Raw genomic sequence first — 16,703 nt, forward strand, 5'->3', positions numbered from 1 at the left:
TGCAACTATGTCCGGTCGCGACGATCGAAGCATGACGACAACATTGCTGGGAGCTCTACCCGCTGCGGCGGTCGAGCCATCGGATGCGCGGCCATCCGGGTGCGGCCCGCTGTGGCGGCGGGTATCGCTCGCGGTGCTGCTCATCGCGACAGCACTGCTGTATCTCTGGAATCTCGGTGCCAGCGGCTGGGCGAACGACTTCTACGCCGCGGCGGTGCAGGCCGGATCGCAGAGCTGGAAGGCGATGCTGTTCGGTTCCAGCGATGCGGCCAATGCGATCACCGTGGACAAGACCCCCGCAGCACTGTGGGTGATGGATATTTCGGCACGGCTGTTCGGCTTCAACTCATGGAGTCTGCTCGTGCCGCAGGCGCTCGAGGGCGTCGCGGCGGTCACGGTGCTGTACGCGGCGGTGCGGCGCGTCAGCGGCCACTGGGCCGGAATTCTGTCCGGTGCGGTGCTGGCACTGACACCGGTGGCGACGCTGATGTTCCGCTTCGATAATCCGGACGCACTGCTGGTGCTGCTGCTGACCGTCGCGGCCTATAGCGTGCTGCGGGCGATCGAAAAGGACAGCGGCACTTGGTGGTTGCCGCTCGCCGGGGTGGCGGTGGGCTTCGGCTTCCTGGCCAAGATGATGCAGGCATTCTTGGTGCTGCCCGTCTTCGCGCTGGTGTACCTGCTCGCCGCACATGCGCCGCTGCGCACCCGGATCGTTCGATCGGTGGCGGCGGTACTTGCGATGGTGGCGTCCGCGGGCTGGTATCTGGCCCTTGTCGCGCTGTGGCCCGCTTCGTCGCGGCCCTATATCGGCGGATCCCAGCACAACAGCGTGCTCGAACTGGCATTGGGCTACAACGGTTTCGGCCGGTTGACCGGTAACGAGACCGGTGGACTCGGGAACCTGAATTTCGATGTCGGCTGGGCTCGTCTGTTCGGTTCGGAAATGGGCGGCCAGATCGCCTGGCTACTGCCCGCGGCATTGATTCTCGGCGTTGCCGGACTCTGGCTCACCCGCCGTGCGCCACGCACCGATCTGATCAGGGCGGCACTATTGCTGTGGCTGGGCTGGCTGATCGTCACCGGCGTGGTATTCAGTTACGCCAACGGCATCCTGCACCCGTATTACACGGTCGCGCTGGCACCGGCGATCGCGGGCGCGATCGGAGTCGGTGCGAACCTATTGTGGCTGCGCCGCGGCGATATTCGCGCCACCGCTGTGCTGTCCGGTGCGCTGTTGGTGACTGTCGTGCTGGCCTGCGTCCTGCTCGCACGCACCCGGGACTGGCTGCCCTGGCTCGGCCCGGTGGTCGCGATTGCCGGTGTCGGATCGGCGGCATTGCTGCTGGTCGTCGGTAGGTTGCCGAAGGCCGTTGCCAGTGGAGTCCTCGCAGTCGCCTTGGCCGTCGGGTTGGCCGCACCCGGTGCTTATGCGCTGGCCACCGCGGCGACAACACACAGCGGCGCGATTCCGTCCGCGGGACCGGCCGGCGCGGGCCGGGCCTTCCCAGGCGGCGGACGGCCCAGCGGCGCCGATGGTGGCGCTGGTACGGCGGGTGCGCAGGGCGGCACCGCTGGCGCGGGTTCGCAGAGCGGTGCCGGTGGCGGGGCGGGTTCGTCGACCGGTACCGGTGGCGGGGCGGGTTCGTCGACCGGTACCGGTGGCGGGGCGGGTTCGTCGGGCGGCATCGGTGGTGGGGCGGGTTCGTCCGGCGGCACTGGCGGTGGCGTGGGTTCGTCGGGCATAACGGACGTTGGCACAGCTGGCGGCGCACCGATGGGCGGAATATTCGGCGGCATAACACCGGGCGCGAACCTGACTGCGGTACTGAGCACCGATGCCGACGTCTACACCTGGGTCGCCGCCGTCGTCGGCTCCAGCAACGCCGCTGGATACCAATTGGCCACCGGTGATCCGGTCATGGCACTCGGCGGTTTCAACGGCACCGACCCGGCGCCCACGCTGTCGCAGTTCAAAGACTATGTGGCCCAACACAAAATCCACTACTTCATCAGCGCCCAGATCATGGGTGGGATGCGCGGATCGGCGAGCGGTGGCAGCCAGGCAGCCAGCGAAATCGCGGCCTGGGTTCAGGCCAACTTCAGCGCCGAGACGATCGACGGTGTCACGGTCTACGACCTCACCGCCACCAACTGACCAAATCTCGAGTACACGAGAGGGACTGGATATGACCATGACCGAAGCGCGGCCCGTGCGGTACGCCGAACCAGCGGGTCCGCGGCACGCGGGCGCGCACCAGAAACGAGCGACTCGATGGCTGTTCGGCCCGCCCGAGCAACCACGCTGGGCGCGCCCCGGATTGTGGACCCTGCTGGCGGCCACCGCCGTGCTCTACCTGTGGGGACTGAGTAAATCCGGTTGGGCCAACGACTTCTACGCGGCCGCGGTCCAGGCGGGCACGCAGAGCTGGAAGGCGCTGCTGTTCGGTTCGCTGGATTCGGGCAACGCCATTACCGTCGACAAACCACCCGCATCGCTGTGGGTAATGGGCTTGTCCGGCAGGCTGCTCGGCTTCAGCTCGTTCTCCATGCTGCTGCCCCAGGCACTGATGGGAGTGGCATCGGTCGGCTTGGTGTATGCCGCGGTGCGCCGCTGGAGCGGCCCGGCCGCCGGATTGCTGGCGGGTACGGCGCTCGCCGTGACTCCCGTTGCGGCACTGATGTTCCGGTTCAACAACCCGGACGCACTGCTGGTGCTGCTGCTCGTCGCCGCGGCGTACTGCACGGTCCGCGCCACCGAGCGGGGCAGTGGACGCTGGCTCGTATTGGCCGGTGTGGCAGTGGGATTCGGCTTCCTCACCAAGATGATGCAGGCCTTCCTGGTGCTGCCCGCGTTCGGGCTGGTGTTCCTGGTCGCCGCGCCGATCGGCTTCTGGCGTCGCGTCGCCGAGCTGCTCGCGGCCTTTGTCGCAATGGTGATTTCGGGCGGCTGGTTCGTCGCCCTGGTCAGCCTGTGGCCCGCTGACTCGCGTCCATACATCGGCGGCTCGACCGGCAACAGCCTGCTCGACCTCGCGCTCGGCTACAACGGTCTCGGCCGCGTCCTCGGCGGCGAGGGCAATGGTGGTGGCGGCGGTGGCGGTGGCAACACCGGCTTCGGCGGCAGCACCGGGATCACCCGCTTGTTCGGCGATTCGATGGGCACCGAAATCTCCTGGCTGCTGCCCGCGGCCTTGATCGGTCTGGTGGCTGGTCTGTGGTTCACCCGGCGCACACCGCGAACCGGACGCACCCGCGCGGGCCTGATCCTGTGGGGCGGTTGGCTGCTCGTCACCGGCGTCGTATTCAGCTATATGCAGGGCACCATGCACCCGTACTACACCGTCGCCCTCGCCCCGGCGATCGCGGCGCTGATCGGTATCGCGGTGGTCGAGTTGTGGCGCGGCCGCCAATTCGTCACGGCGCGTATCGCACTCGCGGCCATGTCCGCCTCGACCGGTATCTGGAACTTCATCCTGCTCGACCGCACACCCGACTGGTACCCGGCACTGCGCTGGCTCGTGCTGATCGGTTCGATCGTCGTCGCGGCCATTGTCGCGGTCGGCGCACACCAACTCGGCAGGTTCACCGCCGTCGTCGCCACTGCCGGGCTGCTGTTCGGCCTCGCGGGGACCACCGCGTACACGATCGAGACCGCGGCGACCGCCCACTCCGGCTCCATTCCGACCTCCGGCCCGGCCGTCGCGGGCAAGGGTATGGGTATGGGTATGGGTATGGGCGGACCAGGTGGCGCCGTCCCCGATGGTTTCGGCGAATCAGGAACCGGCGCACCGTCATTCGACGGCGCGGCACCCGGACAAGCGGGTACCGAACAGGCCGGTACGGAACAGGCGGGGACCGACGCGACCGCCAACCGTGACGGCGGCGGCGGACCGGGCGGCTCGAATTCGTCGAACGCCGAACTGCAACAGTTGGTGCGCAATACCGACACCCGTTGGGCCGCAGCGACAGTGGGCTCAGGCTCGGCGAGCGGACTCGAATTGTCGACCGGCGCTTCGATTATGGCGATCGGCGGTTTCACCGGCAGCGACAATTCGCCGACGCTGGCGCAATTCCAGCAGTACGTCGCCAATGGCGATGTCGCCTACTTCATCGCGGGCGGCGGCATGGGCGGTGGCCCCGGCGGGGGATCCAATAGCAGCGGAAGCGAAATCACTGCATGGGTCAAGGCGCACTACACGGCCATCACGGTCGGCGGCAGCACCGTCTACGACCTGAGCCAGCCCACAGCCTGACCCTCCCCAACCGCGGCGCGCCTGCCCCTCGAGCGGGCGCGCCTTTCGGCTGAAAATGTCGTGTATGATACACGTCACGTGTAATATGCACATTTGAGGGTGTAGTGCACGTCCTGTGTGATACACATGCGTCATTGGTGACGCGCGCATCGGCAGAAGGGTCGGGATGGATAAGCCCACGCATTTGATCGAATTCGAGACCATGCTGCTCGGCCGGTACAGCCTGGCGTCTCGGCGTGGCGCCAATCGCATGGACCGCAGCGCGTACACCCTGCTCAATCGACTGCACGGCGAAGGCCCGATGTCCATCGGGCAGCTCAGCGAAGCGCTGGGGTTGGAGGCATCCACCCTGCGTCGGCAAACCGCCGCGATGATGCGCGCGGGCCTGATCGAACGGATCCCGGATCCCGAGGGCGGCATGGCTCGACTGTTCCGCATTACCCCGGAGGGAAGTCGCCAGCTCGACTCCGACCGCACCAAGAGCGTCCGCGATCTGGACAACATCATGGCCGACTGGACGCCCGGCGATGTCGCCGCCTTCGCCGCCTACCTCGAACGTTTCAACACCGATATCGAGCGCTACCACGGCCGTCCATGGCCGCGGCATTCCACCATCGGCCATTGATCACGCCGCACGCAGACTCTGTCGGATCCGGTACTTCTGCACCTTGCCGCTGGGCGTGCGCGGAAAGTCCTCGACCACGACTAGCTCCTCTGGCCATTTCTGCTTGGCCAGCCCCGCCTCGGCGAAATGCGCCTGCAGATCCGCCAGCGTCGGGGCATCCGAACCCGGGTGTAGTCGCACCACCGCGGCCACATGCTCGCCGAGCCGAGCATCGGGTGCTGCGACGGCGACCGCTTCGGCGACCGCCGACATGGTCAGCAGGACCTCTTCTACCTCGAGCGCGCTGATGTTCTCGCCGCCGCGGATGATCAGGTCGGAGGTGCGGTCGGTAATAGTGAGGAATCCGTCCTCGTCGAGCACGCCGATATCGCCGGTGTGATACCAGCCCTCGTCGTCGAAAACCTTCGCGGTGAGCGCCTCATCGGTGTAGCCGAGACACAGATCCGGTCCGCGGCTGAGGATTTCGCCGTCTTCGGTGAGCCGGATCTCGATGCCGGGCTGCGGATCGCCGTCGGTATAGAGCCGCTTGGGCTCCGGTGCGGTGCAGTTGGAGGCGGTGATCGAGGGGTGTTCGGTGCTGCCGTAGGAGCGGTAGACGATGAGGCCGAGTTCGGTCAGCCGCTCGGTGACCGAACTCGGCACCGATGCGCCGCCCATGCCCGCGTACTTCATGTGCAGCAGATGTTCGGCGGTGAAGGCGGGATGGTCGACCAGGCTGGTCAGGTAGTAGGGCACGCCACCCGCGACGGTGATGCCGTAGGTGGTCATGAGGGTCAGGATCTGTTCCGGATTCCAGGTGTCGACCAGGTTGACCGCGATGCCGTCGCGGATCGGGATGAGGAAGGCATTGAGCATGCCGATGAAATGGCCGACCGGCGCGGCGGTGATCTGCGGACCGAGGTCGGCCGGGTAGTGCTCGGCCAGTTGGCGGGTCTCGCAGCCGAGGGTTTGATGGCTGTGGATCACGCCCTTCGGCGCGCGGGTAGTGCCCGAGGTGAAGGCGATCAGCGCCGGATTGGCCGGGTCGACCTCGACGACTCCGCTGAACGGCTCCGCATCGAGCAGATCGTCGAAGGTGTGTCCGACAACCCCGACGATCGGCACCTCCGCGTATACGGCCGGGTCGTAGTCGATCGAACCGAATCGGTCGGTCGTGACGAAGACGCGTGGACGCACCGCACCCAGGATGTAGCCGACTTCTCGGGGGCCGTAGATATGCACGATGGGTACCACGATCGCGCCGAGAAAGGTTGCGGCCCAGAAGGTTGCGGCCGCCTCCATCCAATTGGGCAGCTGGAAGGCCACTACATCACCGGGACCGACACCCCGCTTGTGTAAGCCCCTGGCCAGTCGGCGGGCGACCAGCTCGACATCACGGAAGGTTCCGGTGTAGGGCCGGACCGGCGAATGCACGCGGAACCTGGCGTCGGGGGCGGCGGCCAGACCGCGCGCCAGCAGGTCGCCGAGCGAATCGCGGGTCCACCAGCCTTCGGCTTCGTACCGTTTGACCAGTTCGGCGGGGATTGTGCGCATATGGACTCCAAGTACCCGGCGCGCGGGCACAAGTCGGCCACACCCGCGGCGCTGTCGGGTGGTTACGGGATGGGTGTCGGGGGCTGCCGCTCTGAATATACTATTCTCCAGAAAGTAGAATGCCAATATCTTGATCGGAGAACTGACATGGTGGAGCTCGAGCTGAGTGACGGGCTTGCGGTCGTCACCATCGATCGCCCGCAGGCGCGCAATGCCATCGCGCCGGAGACGATGGATCAGCTCGAGAAGGCACTCGATGCGGCCGAAGGAGCCCGCGCGCTGGTCATTCGTGGCGCCGGGGACAAGGCCTTCGTCTCGGGTGGAGATCTCAAGCAACTCAGCGCGATTCGCACTCTCGAGGCCGCCGAGGAGATGGCATGGCGGATGCGTGGCATCTGCGATCGGCTCGCTGCCTTTCCCGCCCCGGTGATCGCGGCGTTGAACGGTCACGCCTTCGGTGGTGGCGCCGAAGTCGCGGTCGCCGCGGATATTCGGGTCGCCGCCGACGACATCAAGATCGCGTTCAACCAGGTCGCGTTGGCGATCATGCCCGCCTGGGGCGGTGCAGAGCGGCTCAGCGCATTGGTCGGTCGAAGCCGAGCGCTGCTGCTCGCGGGCTCGGGGACCGTACTCGACGCCGCCGAGGCCGAACGCGTCGGCTTGGTGGACCGGATACTGCCTCGCGCGTCGTTCGAGGAGGGTTGGCTGGCGCTGGCTCGGTCGCTGGCCAACCCATCCTCGGGCGAGATCAAGCGGGTGCTCTCCGGGGTATCCGCAGCGGAGGCGGTGAATGCCTTTGCGCACCTGTGGGTTTCGGACGAGCACTGGACGGCGGCGGATAAGGTGCTGAACCGGCCGCGCTGATCGGCTCAGGAGCCGGGCGCGTTGGTATATGTCGCGCCGAATTCCGCAATGAAGTCGAAGGTCGCGGCGGCCTCGCGCGTGTGACAGGAGACGACGATCCAGTCGACACCGGCCTTGGCCAATGTCGCGAAGGCCGCGCGGTGCCGGTCGGCATCGACCGCCGGGGTGCTGATGCTCGCGTCCGGGTAGGAGTAGACCAGATCGATGTGCTCGGTCCGGTCCGCGTCCTGGGCCGCCGATCGCACCTCGGCCATCTTGGCGGCGAGCTGGTCGAGTGTGCCGAGTTCCGGTGTGCGCGCGGTGGTGCTCAGCTCCGCGCCGCCGGTCATCGGGATCCAGCCCTGGGCGCGCGTCGCGACCCGGCGGCGGCTCAGCTTCGAGTTGCCGCCGATCCAGATCGGGATCGGCTTCTGCACCGGCCGCGGCCGGGCGATCACATCGCGGGCGCTGAAGTGGCGACCCTGATAGCTGAACGGTTCGCCGCTCCAATGCAGTGGCAGCACGTCCAGCGCCTCGTCGAACAGTGCGTTGCGCTCATCGAAATCGACTCCGAGAGCGTGGAATTCGCTCTTCTGATAACCCGTGCCCAGACCGACGATCGCGCGGCCGCCCGACAGTTTGTCCAGCGTCGCCGCCGCTTTCGCCAGCAGGAAAGGATTGCGGTAGGGCAGGACCGCGAGATAGGTGATCAGTCGGAGGCGTTCGGTCACACCGGCGACATAGCCGAGTGCGACGAACGGATCGAGCGTCTGGTGTCCGCCGGAAGCCAACCATCGGGCGCCGGGAACCGGGTGCTCGCTCAGTGACAGTCCGTCGAATCCGGACCGTTCGGCCGCGATCGCCACATCGCGCAGTGCGCCGACGTCGAGCATGTCACCGTCGTAGCCGGTGGTCTCGGGATAGTGCAGGATGAATCGCATCGGTGGGTGGTCCTCCCTGTGCTCTGCGTGCTCGACCGGTGTCGAGGCGTGCGAGTGCTCGTGACCGGAAAGGGCCTCCGCAGGATAAGAATCACCTTTCCGGTAAATGAGAACCGTACTCTCGAGAAATGTCGACCGGCAAGGGGCCGATAAGGTCATCGAGCGCCTGCGACAGCGGGCGTACTCGATCCTGCCATCGGACAGTAGGGAAGTAATGGACGATCACACCCTGGCAGCGGCGCTGGCCGAGGAAGCAGGCGAACTCCTGCTCGATATCCGCTCCGAAGGCGGGGCGGTCGGCGACCGGAAGTCCAATATCCTGCTGCTGGATCGGCTCCGGGAGGCGCGTCCCGAGGACATCGTGCTGTCGGAGGAAAGTCCGGACGACCGGAGTCGCATCGGACGGTCCCGGGTGTGGATCGTCGACCCGCTCGACGGCACACGGGAATACGGCGAACCACCGCGTGCGGACTGGGCCGTGCATGTCGCCCTCGCGGTCGACGGCCGAGCGGTGGTCGGGGCGGTGGCACTGCCCGCTGCGGGACTGGTCTTACACACCGGGCAACCACCCGCGTTGCTGCCACCGCAATCCGGTCCCATCCGGGTGGCCGTGTCGCGGAGTCGGCTCTCCGAGGAGGTCGCGCAACTGATGACCAGGTTGTCGGCGACGCCGGTCCCGATGGGGTCGGCCGGCGCCAAGGCGATGGCAGTCGTGCGCGGGACCGCGGATGTCTACGCCCACTCGGGCGGTCAATACGAATGGGATTCGTGCGCCCCGGTCGCCGTCGCAGCTGCGGCTGGGCTGCACGTCTCGCGTCTCGATGGGACCCCGCTGCGCTACAACCGCCCCGACCCCTACCTGCCTGATCTGCTCATCTGTCGTCCGGAACTACGTGACACCGTGCTGGCCGCCCTGCACTAGAGAATGTAATTCTCGGATATGTAAGTTATATTATCGCGGTGTTGAAGGCTCGGTTCCGCGGGATCCGGACAAGAATCCTTGTCATTGCGCTGGTACCCAGCCTGCTGCTGATCTGCATTGGTGTGGGTACCTCGGTCTATCTGTTCAATGACGCGCGGCACGCCGAGGGCTTCGCGCGCACACTGGACACTCACCTCACCCCGACGCGCGAATTGGTCCTCGCCGTGCAACAGGAGCGACTGCTGTCGGTGTCCCAGTTGGCGGGTGCGGTCGTCGATCCCGGTGCACTGGTCGCTGCCCGGATGCGGTTCGATGCCGCGCTGAATTCGCTGGCGGCGGCCGAAGCCGAATTCCAACGCGTGGGCGGCAGCGCGATGGGGAACGTCGTGGCGGCCTTCGAAGAGTTGAAGACTCGGTTACCGGAGCTGCGCAGTGCGATCGATGCCGGTCGGCTACCGGTCGCCGACGCCTACGACTTCTACTGCCGACTATTGGACGGCATGGACGAGGGGTCGGCAACGATCGGACAGTTCGCTCCGGATGCGGCCACCGGCTCCGAACTCACCCGCAATCTGGGGCTGTTGCACGTGGTCGAATCCATGTCGCGCGCCAGCGCGCTGACCGCCGCGGCCGTCCGCCCGCAGGGCCTGCCGCCCAACCTGTCCGCCGAATACCGCAACCTGGTCAGCTATTACCACGTCGAGATCGCGCGATTGGCTACCGAACTCGATGCCGCCAACGCGCAGCGCGTCGCCGATGTCACCGCTTCCCTCGCCTGGCAGCAGGTCAGCGCGATGGAAAACACCATTGTCGAGGTGCGGCCCGCAAGTGCACCGCAATTGCCGATGAGCGTCGCGCAGTGGCGCGCGGCGGCGGACGAGGTGAACCAGCAGTTGGTGACACTGTGGGTCGGGCACGCCAAGCAGAGCCAACGGCATGCCGCCGATGCGGGTGCCCGGCACGCGCGCGACTCGTTGCTGGCCGCGAGTGTCGTGAGTACGGTCGCCGTGCTGGCGTTCCTGTTGTCGCTGTGGCTGGCCAATCAGCTGATCGGACGCTTGAAACGCTTGCGCTCGGAAACGCTTGCGGTGGCGGAGGTTCGGTTGCCGGAGACAATGCGACGCCTGACCGAAGGGGTGCGCATCGATCCGAAAATCGAAGCCGCACAGCTGGATTTCGGTACCGACGAGATAGGTCAGGTCGCACAGGCATTCAATCGGGCGCACGGCGCTGCGGTCGCGGTCGCGGTCACCGAGGCGAATACTCGCGAGGGTGTGCGCGCGGTATTCAGCAATATCGCCCATCGCAGCCAGATCGTCGTGCACCGACAGTTGGAGATTCTCGACGCGGCCGAACGGCGACAGGAGGATCCAGCGCTGCTGGAAACACTGTTCCAGCTCGACCATCTCGCCACCCGAGGGCGTCGCAATGCCGAGAATCTCATTATCCTCGGCGGCGGCCGCCCGGGTCGACAGTGGCGACGTCCGGTTGCGCTCCGGGATCTCGTCCGCGGTGCGATCGCGGAAACCGTTCAATACACGCGGGTGTACACCAATGCCGGACTGCCGTCGGTATTCGTCAACGGCGCGGTGGTCGCCGACCTCATCCACCTACTGGCCGAACTGGTCGACAATGCGACGGCGTTCTCGCCGCCGCAGTCGCGCGTGGATGTCAGCGGCAATCTGATCGGCACCGGCGTTGTCGTGATGATCAGTGATCAGGGCATGGGCATGTCGGATTCGGAACTCGAACGCGCCAACGAAATGCTGTCCGACCCACCGGATTTCAGCGTCGCGACACTGTCGGCGGATGCCCGGCTCGGGCTGTTCGTGGTGGCTCGGTTGGGTATTCTGCACGGCATTTCGGTGCGCCTGACCGAATCCGACTACGGCGGAGTTCGGGCCGATGTCGTGATCCCGACGGCGGTGCTGGCCGCGGAGAATGCGGCCATTGCTCCACCGACCGCTGTGCAACCGTGGTGAATCCGATTCAATCGGACCGGGCGTCGGTCATCGTGGTCAGCGCCACCGGGCCGCTCCACCCGCACGGCTGCCCGCAAGTGGCGACTAGTTGCGATTCGGTGGCGCCGTCGGCGAAGGTCTGAGTCATCGCCGCGGCGCTGGCGGGATAACCGCAGCGCGGGCATTTGCCGAAGTAGTGCGGCACCTCGACGACCGAGAATCGGATGGGCGTATTCATGGTGTGGGCCTTAATGTTGCGTGGACCGCGCGTCCGCCCAGCGCGCGATATCGGTTTGGTCGGCGCTCGGCCCCAGATCGGCCGCGGCGCGTGCCCACAGCTCGACGGCGCGCTCGCCGAGTGCGGCCGGTATGCCGAGCGAGGCCGCCAGATCAGTGGCGATGCGCATGTCCTTGAGCATTAGTCCGAGCGCGAAACCGGAATCGAAAGTTTCCGGCAGAATCGCCTGCGGGAACTTGAGTTCGGTTGCGGCACTGCGGCCGCTTGCGGAATTGATGGTCTCGATGATCACGGCGGGGTCCAGGCCGAAACGACGTCCGGCCGCGACACCTTCGGCGGCGGCGAGCAGGTTGACCGCGGCGAGCAGATTGTTGATCGCCTTAACGGCGTGACCGGCTCCCGATGCACCGATGTGCCTTATCTTGCCCAGCGGTGCCAGCACCGAATCAATTTGGGCAACAGTGTCTTCCCGGCCCCCGACCATGATCGTCAGAGTACCGTCGGTAGCCCCGCGCACGCCGCCGGACACCGGTGCGTCGACCAACATGATTTGGCGCTCGGCCAGCCCCGCCGCCAGTCGTTGCGTCGACTCCGGTTCGGAGGAGCTCATATCGATCACGATCGTGTCCGGCCCCAGAGCGGCCAGCACTTGCTCGTCACCGAGTACGGATTCGACGACGGCGGAACTGGGCAGCATCAGAATCAGGTGAGTGGCTCCGGCGGCGGCCGCGGCAGCGCTGGTCGCGACCCGACCGCCGATGGCGACCAGGGCTTCGCGGGCGGTCTCGGACGGGTCGAATCCGACGACATCGAAACCCGCTGCTACCAATCGCCGCGACATTCGCGCGCCCATGGTGCCGAGACCGAGGAAGGCGATGTGTTCACGTTCAGGCATCAGCGTGCTCCGGCAGGATAGGTCCGGCGATTCGGAACGCTTCGACTCCGGCGGGGACACCGGCGTAGATCGTCGCGTGCAGCAGCACCTCCCGGATCTCCTCCGGGGTGACGCCATTGGTCAACGCTGCCCGCACATGCGTAGCGAATTCCGTGGACCGGTTGAGCGCGGTCAGCATTGCCAGGGTGATCATCGACCGGTTGCGGCGGTCCAGGCCGGGGCGGGTCCATACTGCGCCCCAACAGTATTCGGTGATCAGATCCTGCAGTGGCTCGGAGAAGTCGGTCGCGGCGGCCAACGCCCGGTCGACGTATTCAGCGCCGACGACCTCGCGGCGGACCTGTAGTCCGCTCTCGTAGCGCGTGCGTTGGTCGGGATCGATTGTCATATCCGGCAATCCTTTCGGTGATCAGTCGAGGAACAGGTCCGGTGTCGGGTGCGCGCCGCCGCCGTAGCGGGACAGGTCCTCGACGCCGCCGAATCGGGCCAAGGCCTCGGCGTCGATGAAGCAGTTGCCGGTGATCTCCCGTGCGGGCTGGGACACGATCTCGATCGCGGCATCGGCCATGATCTGCGGACTGCGCGCGGCCGCGAGTTGATTCGTGCCGTCGTCGAGGTTGGCCACGGCGGAGGTGGCGATGAAGGTCTCGGGCCACAGGCAGTTGAATGCGATTGCGGCCTTGGCGTATTCGACGGCCCAGCCCTGCGACAGCAGCGTCATTCCGTACTTCGACAGCGTGTAGACCGGGTGCGCGCCGAGCCAGCGCGGATTCATGTTCACCGGTGGCGCGATGGTCAGCACGTGCGGGTTTGCCGAATTGCGTAGGTGCCGCACGCAGGACTGGGTCAGCAGGAAGGCGCCGCGGATATTGATGTCCATCATCAGATCGAACTTCTTGGGCGACAACCGCTCGGTCGGCTCGGTCGCGATGGCGCTGGCGTTGTTGACGCAGATATCGATGCCGCCGAAGCGTTCCAGCGCGGTGCCCACCACCCGCTGCACATCCTCCTCGCGGCGCACATCACCCACCACGGCGGCAGCCTTGCCGCCCGCGGCCTCGATTTCGGCGGCCGCGGTGTAGACGGTGCCGGGCAGCCGTGGATGCGGTTCGGCCGTCTTGGCCAGCAGCACCACGTTGGCGCCGCGTCGGGCGGCGGCGACCGCGATGGCCAGTCCGATACCGCGGCTGGCGCCGGAGATCACCATCGTGCGGTCGGTCAACGGTCGGTGCTGATCGGGCATCGTGCTCCTCGGGAAAACGGGGCTGTGAGAACTCACTCGCTTCAGATGGTATTGGCATTCTCTTTTTTGGCAAGTAGCGTATTCACTGATGAACGACCAAGTGCAGACCTCGTCCGGTATCCCGCTCGAGCCGGTCTACGGACCGGACGACCGGCGTGCCGATCCGCCCCGGCCGGGCGCATATCCCTTCACGCGTGGCAACTTCGCCTCCGGCTACCGGGGTCGGTTGTGGACGTTCCGGCAGTACTCGGGCTTCGGCACAGCGGAGGAATCCAATCGGCGCTATCGGTATCTGCTCGACCAGGGCGGCACCGGACTGTCGGTGGCGTTGGATCTGCCGACTCAGTGCGGCTACGACTCCGACGATCCGGAGGTGAGCGAGGAGGTCGGTCGGGTCGGCGTCGCCGTGGACACCCTCGCCGACGCCGAGGTGCTCTTCGACGGCATCCCGCTGGACAAGATCAGCACCAGCTTCACCATCAACGGGACCGCGGCGATCCTGTTGGCGTTCTATGTGGCGGCCGCGGAGAAAAAAGGGGTGTCGCGGGAAAAGCTCACGGGCACCATCCAGAACGACATCCTCAAGGAGTACGCCTCGCGTGGCACCTGGATCTGGCCGCCGGAGCCGTCGCTGCGTTTGATCGCCGACACCATCGAGTTCTGCGCGGCCGAGGTGCCGCGGTTCAACGCGATCTCGGTGGCGGGCGCGCACTTTCGCGACGCCGGGGCGACCGCGGTGCAGGAGATGGCCTTCACCCTCGCCGACGGCGTGACCTACTGCGACACCGTGGTGGAACGCGGCCGGATGACGATCGATCAATTCGCGCCGCAGATCTCGTTCTTCTTCTACACTCACGGCGACTTTTTCGAGGAGATCGCGAAATACCGTGCGGGTCGGCGTCGTTGGGCCACCCTGGTGCGCGAGCGATACGGCGCGAGCACGGATAAGGCGTCGATGTTCCGGTTCGGCTGTGTCGCCGGCGGCGCGTCGCTGTATGCGCCGCAGGCCCAGAACAATCTGGTGCGGGTCGCCTACGAGTCGATGGCCTCGGTACTCGGCGGGGTGCAGTCGATGTTCACCGCCGCGTGGGACGAGCCGTTTGCGCTGCCCAGTGAGGAGTCGGCGACGCTCGCTTTGCGCACCCAGCAGATCCTCGCCTACGAGACCGGTGTGACGCGGGTGGCCGATCCGCTCGGCGGCTCCTACTTCGTCGAGGCGCTCACCGACGCCACCGAGGCCCGCATCGTCGAGATCATGGCCGATCTGGAGCAGCACGGTGGCATGGTGCGCTGCATCGAAGACGGATATCTGCAGGGGCTGATCGCCGACGAGGCCTATCGGCTGCATCAGGAGGTGGAGTCGGGCTCGCGTCCGGTGGTCGGGGTGAACCGATTCGTCTCCGACGAGCCCGCACCCGATATCGGCACCTACGAACTCGACGCCAAGGGACGGGAATTGCAGCTCGAGCGCCTGGCCGGGGTGAAGGCCGAACGAGATCCCGCTGCGGTGCGTGCCTGTCTCACCGCTTTGTCGCATGCCGCTGAAGGAGACGGAAACCTGATGCACAATCTGATCGACTGCGCCAACGCGTACTGCACGGTCGGCGAGATGACCGCCGCACTGAAGTCGGTATGGGGCGAGTTCCAGCAGCCGGTGGTGTTCTGATGCCCGCACGCGTACTCGTCGCCAAGCCGGGGTTGGACGGGCACGACCGCGGCGCCAAGATCGTCGCCCGCACCCTGCGCGACGCCGGGTTCGAGGTCATTTACACCGGCATCCGCCAGCGTGTGGAGGACATCGTGTCGATCGCGTTGCAGGAAGACGTCGCCGTAGTCGGTTTGAGCATCCTGTCCGGCGCGCATGTGTCGATGACGACGCGCGTCGTGGACGCGCTGCGGGCCGGCGGCGCGGGGGATATCGCGGTGGTGGTCGGCGGCACCATCCCGCAGGCGGATGTGCCGCGTCTGCTGGAAGCCGGCGCGGCCGCGGTCTTTCCGACCGGTACCGCGCTGGAGACGCTGGTCACCGAGATCCGCGCGCTGTGCTTACCCACCCCGTCGGCTCCGCCGACTGCCGTCCCCGAGACCGAAACCTCGACGCCGTCGTGATCCTGAGCGGCCGCAGTCATCTGAAAGAGCTTGGAAACTGGAGGAATTCATGCGAATCGGAGTGATGATCGGGCCGGAGAAGGGGGACTCCGCGCGCAAGCTCGCCAGGATGCTCGACGATATCGAATGGGCCGAAACCGCGGGCCTGGACACCGCCTGGATTCCGCAGATACCCACCGATTTCGATGCACTGATCACCATCGCGCTGATGGGTATGAAAACCACCCGCATCGAATTGGGCACCGCGGTAGTGCCATTGCAGGCGCAGCACCCGATCGCCCTTGCCCGCCAGGCACTTTCGACGCAAGCCGCTGCCGGGGGGCGGCTCGCACTAGGTGTCGGTCCCTCGCATCACTGGATCGTGCAGGACATGCTCGGGCTGCCCTATACGAAACCGGCGGCCTACACCCGCGACTATCTGGACGTGCTGAATGCGGGTCTGCGCGGGCCCGGCCAAGTCGATATCGAAAACGACAGCTTCACCGTGCACAATCCGCTCGACCTGGGCCCGGTCGCGCCGGTGCCGGTGCTGATCGCCGCACTAGGGCCGGTCATGTTGCGCATCGCCGGGGAACAGGCCGACGGCACTATTCTGTGGATGGCCGACGAGCGCGCGGTGGCCGACCATGTCGTCCCGAAGATCACCAAGGCCGCCGCCGACGCCGGGCGGCTCGCACCGCGCATCGTCGCCGGGCTGCCGGTGTGCCTGTGTGCGCCGTCGGAAATCGACGAGGCCAAGGCGCGGGCCAACCGGATTCTCGGCGAGGCAGAGGTCTCGCCCAACTACCAGCGGCTGCTCGAACAGGGTTCGGCGCGCGATATCGGTGACATCTGCGTCGCGGGCGACGAACAGGCGATCGCGGCGGGACTGCGGCGCTTCGCCGACGCCGGTGCCACGGACCTGTCGGTGCGGCTGCTGCCCATCGGCGACACCCGCGACGAACTCATCGCCTCCAAGCGCAGAACTCGGGAGATGATCGCCGAACTGGCGAAGGAACTGCGGTGAGCGAGCGTCGGCGAGTGAACCATCGACACAGCGCGCAATGGCGCACGACGGAGCCGAGCGTCAGCGAGGTGCAGTCGTGAGCGAGCGTCAGCGAGTGAACCATCGACACAGCGCGCAATGGCGCACGACGG

General features: G+C 66.5%; 15 protein-coding genes. 9 read left to right on the plus strand and 6 right to left on the minus strand.

The window, feature by feature from the left end:
- Positions 1-31 precede the first annotated feature (31 nt).
- The 3 genes from ACIBI6_RS24905 (at position 32) to ACIBI6_RS24915 (ending at position 4,881) form a co-directional block, all read left to right on the plus strand.
- Positions 32-2,158: an ArnT family glycosyltransferase gene (locus tag ACIBI6_RS24905; RefSeq protein WP_396958047.1), complete on the plus strand. Its 2,127-nt coding sequence runs from the start codon at positions 32-34 to the stop codon at positions 2,156-2,158.
- Positions 2,159-2,189: 31 nt separating this feature from the next.
- A complete protein-coding gene (locus ACIBI6_RS24910) occupies positions 2,190-4,256 on the plus strand; it encodes an ArnT family glycosyltransferase (protein ID WP_396958048.1) in 2,067 nt (688 codons plus the stop codon).
- A gap of 166 nt (positions 4,257-4,422) precedes the next feature.
- Entirely contained in the window at positions 4,423-4,881 is a 459-nt protein-coding gene (locus ACIBI6_RS24915; protein WP_396958049.1) for a MarR family winged helix-turn-helix transcriptional regulator, read from the plus strand.
- Here ACIBI6_RS24915 and ACIBI6_RS24920 read toward each other — a convergent pair whose 3' ends face one another.
- Positions 4,882-6,414 carry an AMP-binding protein gene (locus tag ACIBI6_RS24920; protein WP_396958050.1) on the minus strand — a complete coding sequence of 511 codons (1,533 nt, stop codon included), beginning with the start codon at positions 6,412-6,414 and terminating at the stop codon, positions 4,882-4,884. It lies immediately after the preceding gene.
- 147 nt (positions 6,415-6,561) lie between these two features.
- On the opposite strand from ACIBI6_RS24920, the gene ACIBI6_RS24925 reads away from it, so the two are divergent.
- Complete coding sequence (locus tag ACIBI6_RS24925; protein ID WP_364358280.1) at positions 6,562-7,278, plus strand: enoyl-CoA hydratase/isomerase family protein; 717 nt, start codon at positions 6,562-6,564, stop codon at positions 7,276-7,278.
- Positions 7,279-7,283: 5 nt separating this feature from the next.
- Here the strand turns inward: ACIBI6_RS24925 and ACIBI6_RS24930 are convergent, their stop codons facing one another.
- The gene (locus tag ACIBI6_RS24930; protein WP_364358283.1) at positions 7,284-8,198 is read right to left on the minus strand and encodes an LLM class F420-dependent oxidoreductase; all 915 of its coding nucleotides are present in this window, start codon (positions 8,196-8,198) and stop codon (positions 7,284-7,286) included.
- A 214-nt stretch (positions 8,199-8,412) separates the two neighbouring features.
- Here ACIBI6_RS24930 and ACIBI6_RS24935 point away from each other — a divergent pair, with 214 nt between their 5' ends.
- Both ACIBI6_RS24935 and ACIBI6_RS24940 read left to right on the plus strand, forming a co-directional pair.
- Positions 8,413-9,120: a 3'(2'),5'-bisphosphate nucleotidase CysQ gene (locus ACIBI6_RS24935; RefSeq protein WP_364358319.1), complete on the plus strand. Its 708-nt coding sequence runs from the start codon at positions 8,413-8,415 to the stop codon at positions 9,118-9,120.
- Positions 9,121-9,158: 38 nt separating this feature from the next.
- Positions 9,159-11,102 (plus strand): nitrate- and nitrite sensing domain-containing protein, encoded by a 1,944-nt coding sequence (locus ACIBI6_RS24940; protein ID WP_396958051.1) that lies wholly within the window; start codon positions 9,159-9,161, stop codon positions 11,100-11,102.
- Positions 11,103-11,109: 7 nt separating this feature from the next.
- Here the strand turns inward: ACIBI6_RS24940 and ACIBI6_RS24945 are convergent, their stop codons facing one another.
- The 4 genes from ACIBI6_RS24945 to ACIBI6_RS24960 are packed head-to-tail and all read right to left on the minus strand — an operon-like array spanning position 11,110 to position 13,457.
- The gene (locus ACIBI6_RS24945; protein ID WP_364358289.1) at positions 11,110-11,319 is read right to left on the minus strand and encodes a hypothetical protein; all 210 of its coding nucleotides are present in this window, start codon (positions 11,317-11,319) and stop codon (positions 11,110-11,112) included.
- Between the two features lie 10 nt (positions 11,320-11,329).
- Positions 11,330-12,214 (minus strand): NAD(P)-dependent oxidoreductase, encoded by an 885-nt coding sequence (locus tag ACIBI6_RS24950; protein ID WP_364358292.1) that lies wholly within the window; start codon positions 12,212-12,214, stop codon positions 11,330-11,332.
- Positions 12,207-12,602, minus strand: coding sequence for a 4-carboxymuconolactone decarboxylase (gene pcaC, locus ACIBI6_RS24955; RefSeq protein WP_396958052.1), 396 nt, complete (start codon positions 12,600-12,602; stop codon positions 12,207-12,209). The genes ACIBI6_RS24950 and pcaC overlap by 8 nt, the downstream gene beginning before the upstream one ends.
- Before the next feature lie 21 nt (positions 12,603-12,623).
- The gene (locus ACIBI6_RS24960; protein ID WP_364358298.1) at positions 12,624-13,457 is read right to left on the minus strand and encodes an NAD(P)-dependent oxidoreductase; all 834 of its coding nucleotides are present in this window, start codon (positions 13,455-13,457) and stop codon (positions 12,624-12,626) included.
- 88 nt (positions 13,458-13,545) lie between these two features.
- Here ACIBI6_RS24960 and ACIBI6_RS24965 point away from each other — a divergent pair, with 88 nt between their 5' ends.
- Genes ACIBI6_RS24965 through ACIBI6_RS24975 form a run of 3 tightly spaced genes read left to right on the plus strand, consistent with a single transcriptional unit; the run spans position 13,546 to position 16,572 of the window.
- Positions 13,546-15,123 carry a methylmalonyl-CoA mutase family protein gene (locus ACIBI6_RS24965; RefSeq protein WP_364358301.1) on the plus strand — a complete coding sequence of 526 codons (1,578 nt, stop codon included), beginning with the start codon at positions 13,546-13,548 and terminating at the stop codon, positions 15,121-15,123.
- Positions 15,123-15,566 (plus strand): cobalamin B12-binding domain-containing protein, encoded by a 444-nt coding sequence (locus ACIBI6_RS24970; protein WP_396958053.1) that lies wholly within the window; start codon positions 15,123-15,125, stop codon positions 15,564-15,566. The genes ACIBI6_RS24965 and ACIBI6_RS24970 overlap by 1 nt, the downstream gene beginning before the upstream one ends.
- Positions 15,567-15,615: 49 nt before the next feature.
- The gene (locus tag ACIBI6_RS24975; RefSeq protein WP_364358304.1) at positions 15,616-16,572 is read left to right on the plus strand and encodes an LLM class F420-dependent oxidoreductase; all 957 of its coding nucleotides are present in this window, start codon (positions 15,616-15,618) and stop codon (positions 16,570-16,572) included.
- Positions 16,573-16,703 lie beyond the last annotated feature (131 nt).

The sequence above is a fragment of the Nocardia sp. NPDC050412 genome (assembly GCF_044458825.1).
Classification (GTDB): domain Bacteria; phylum Actinomycetota; class Actinomycetes; order Mycobacteriales; family Mycobacteriaceae; genus Nocardia.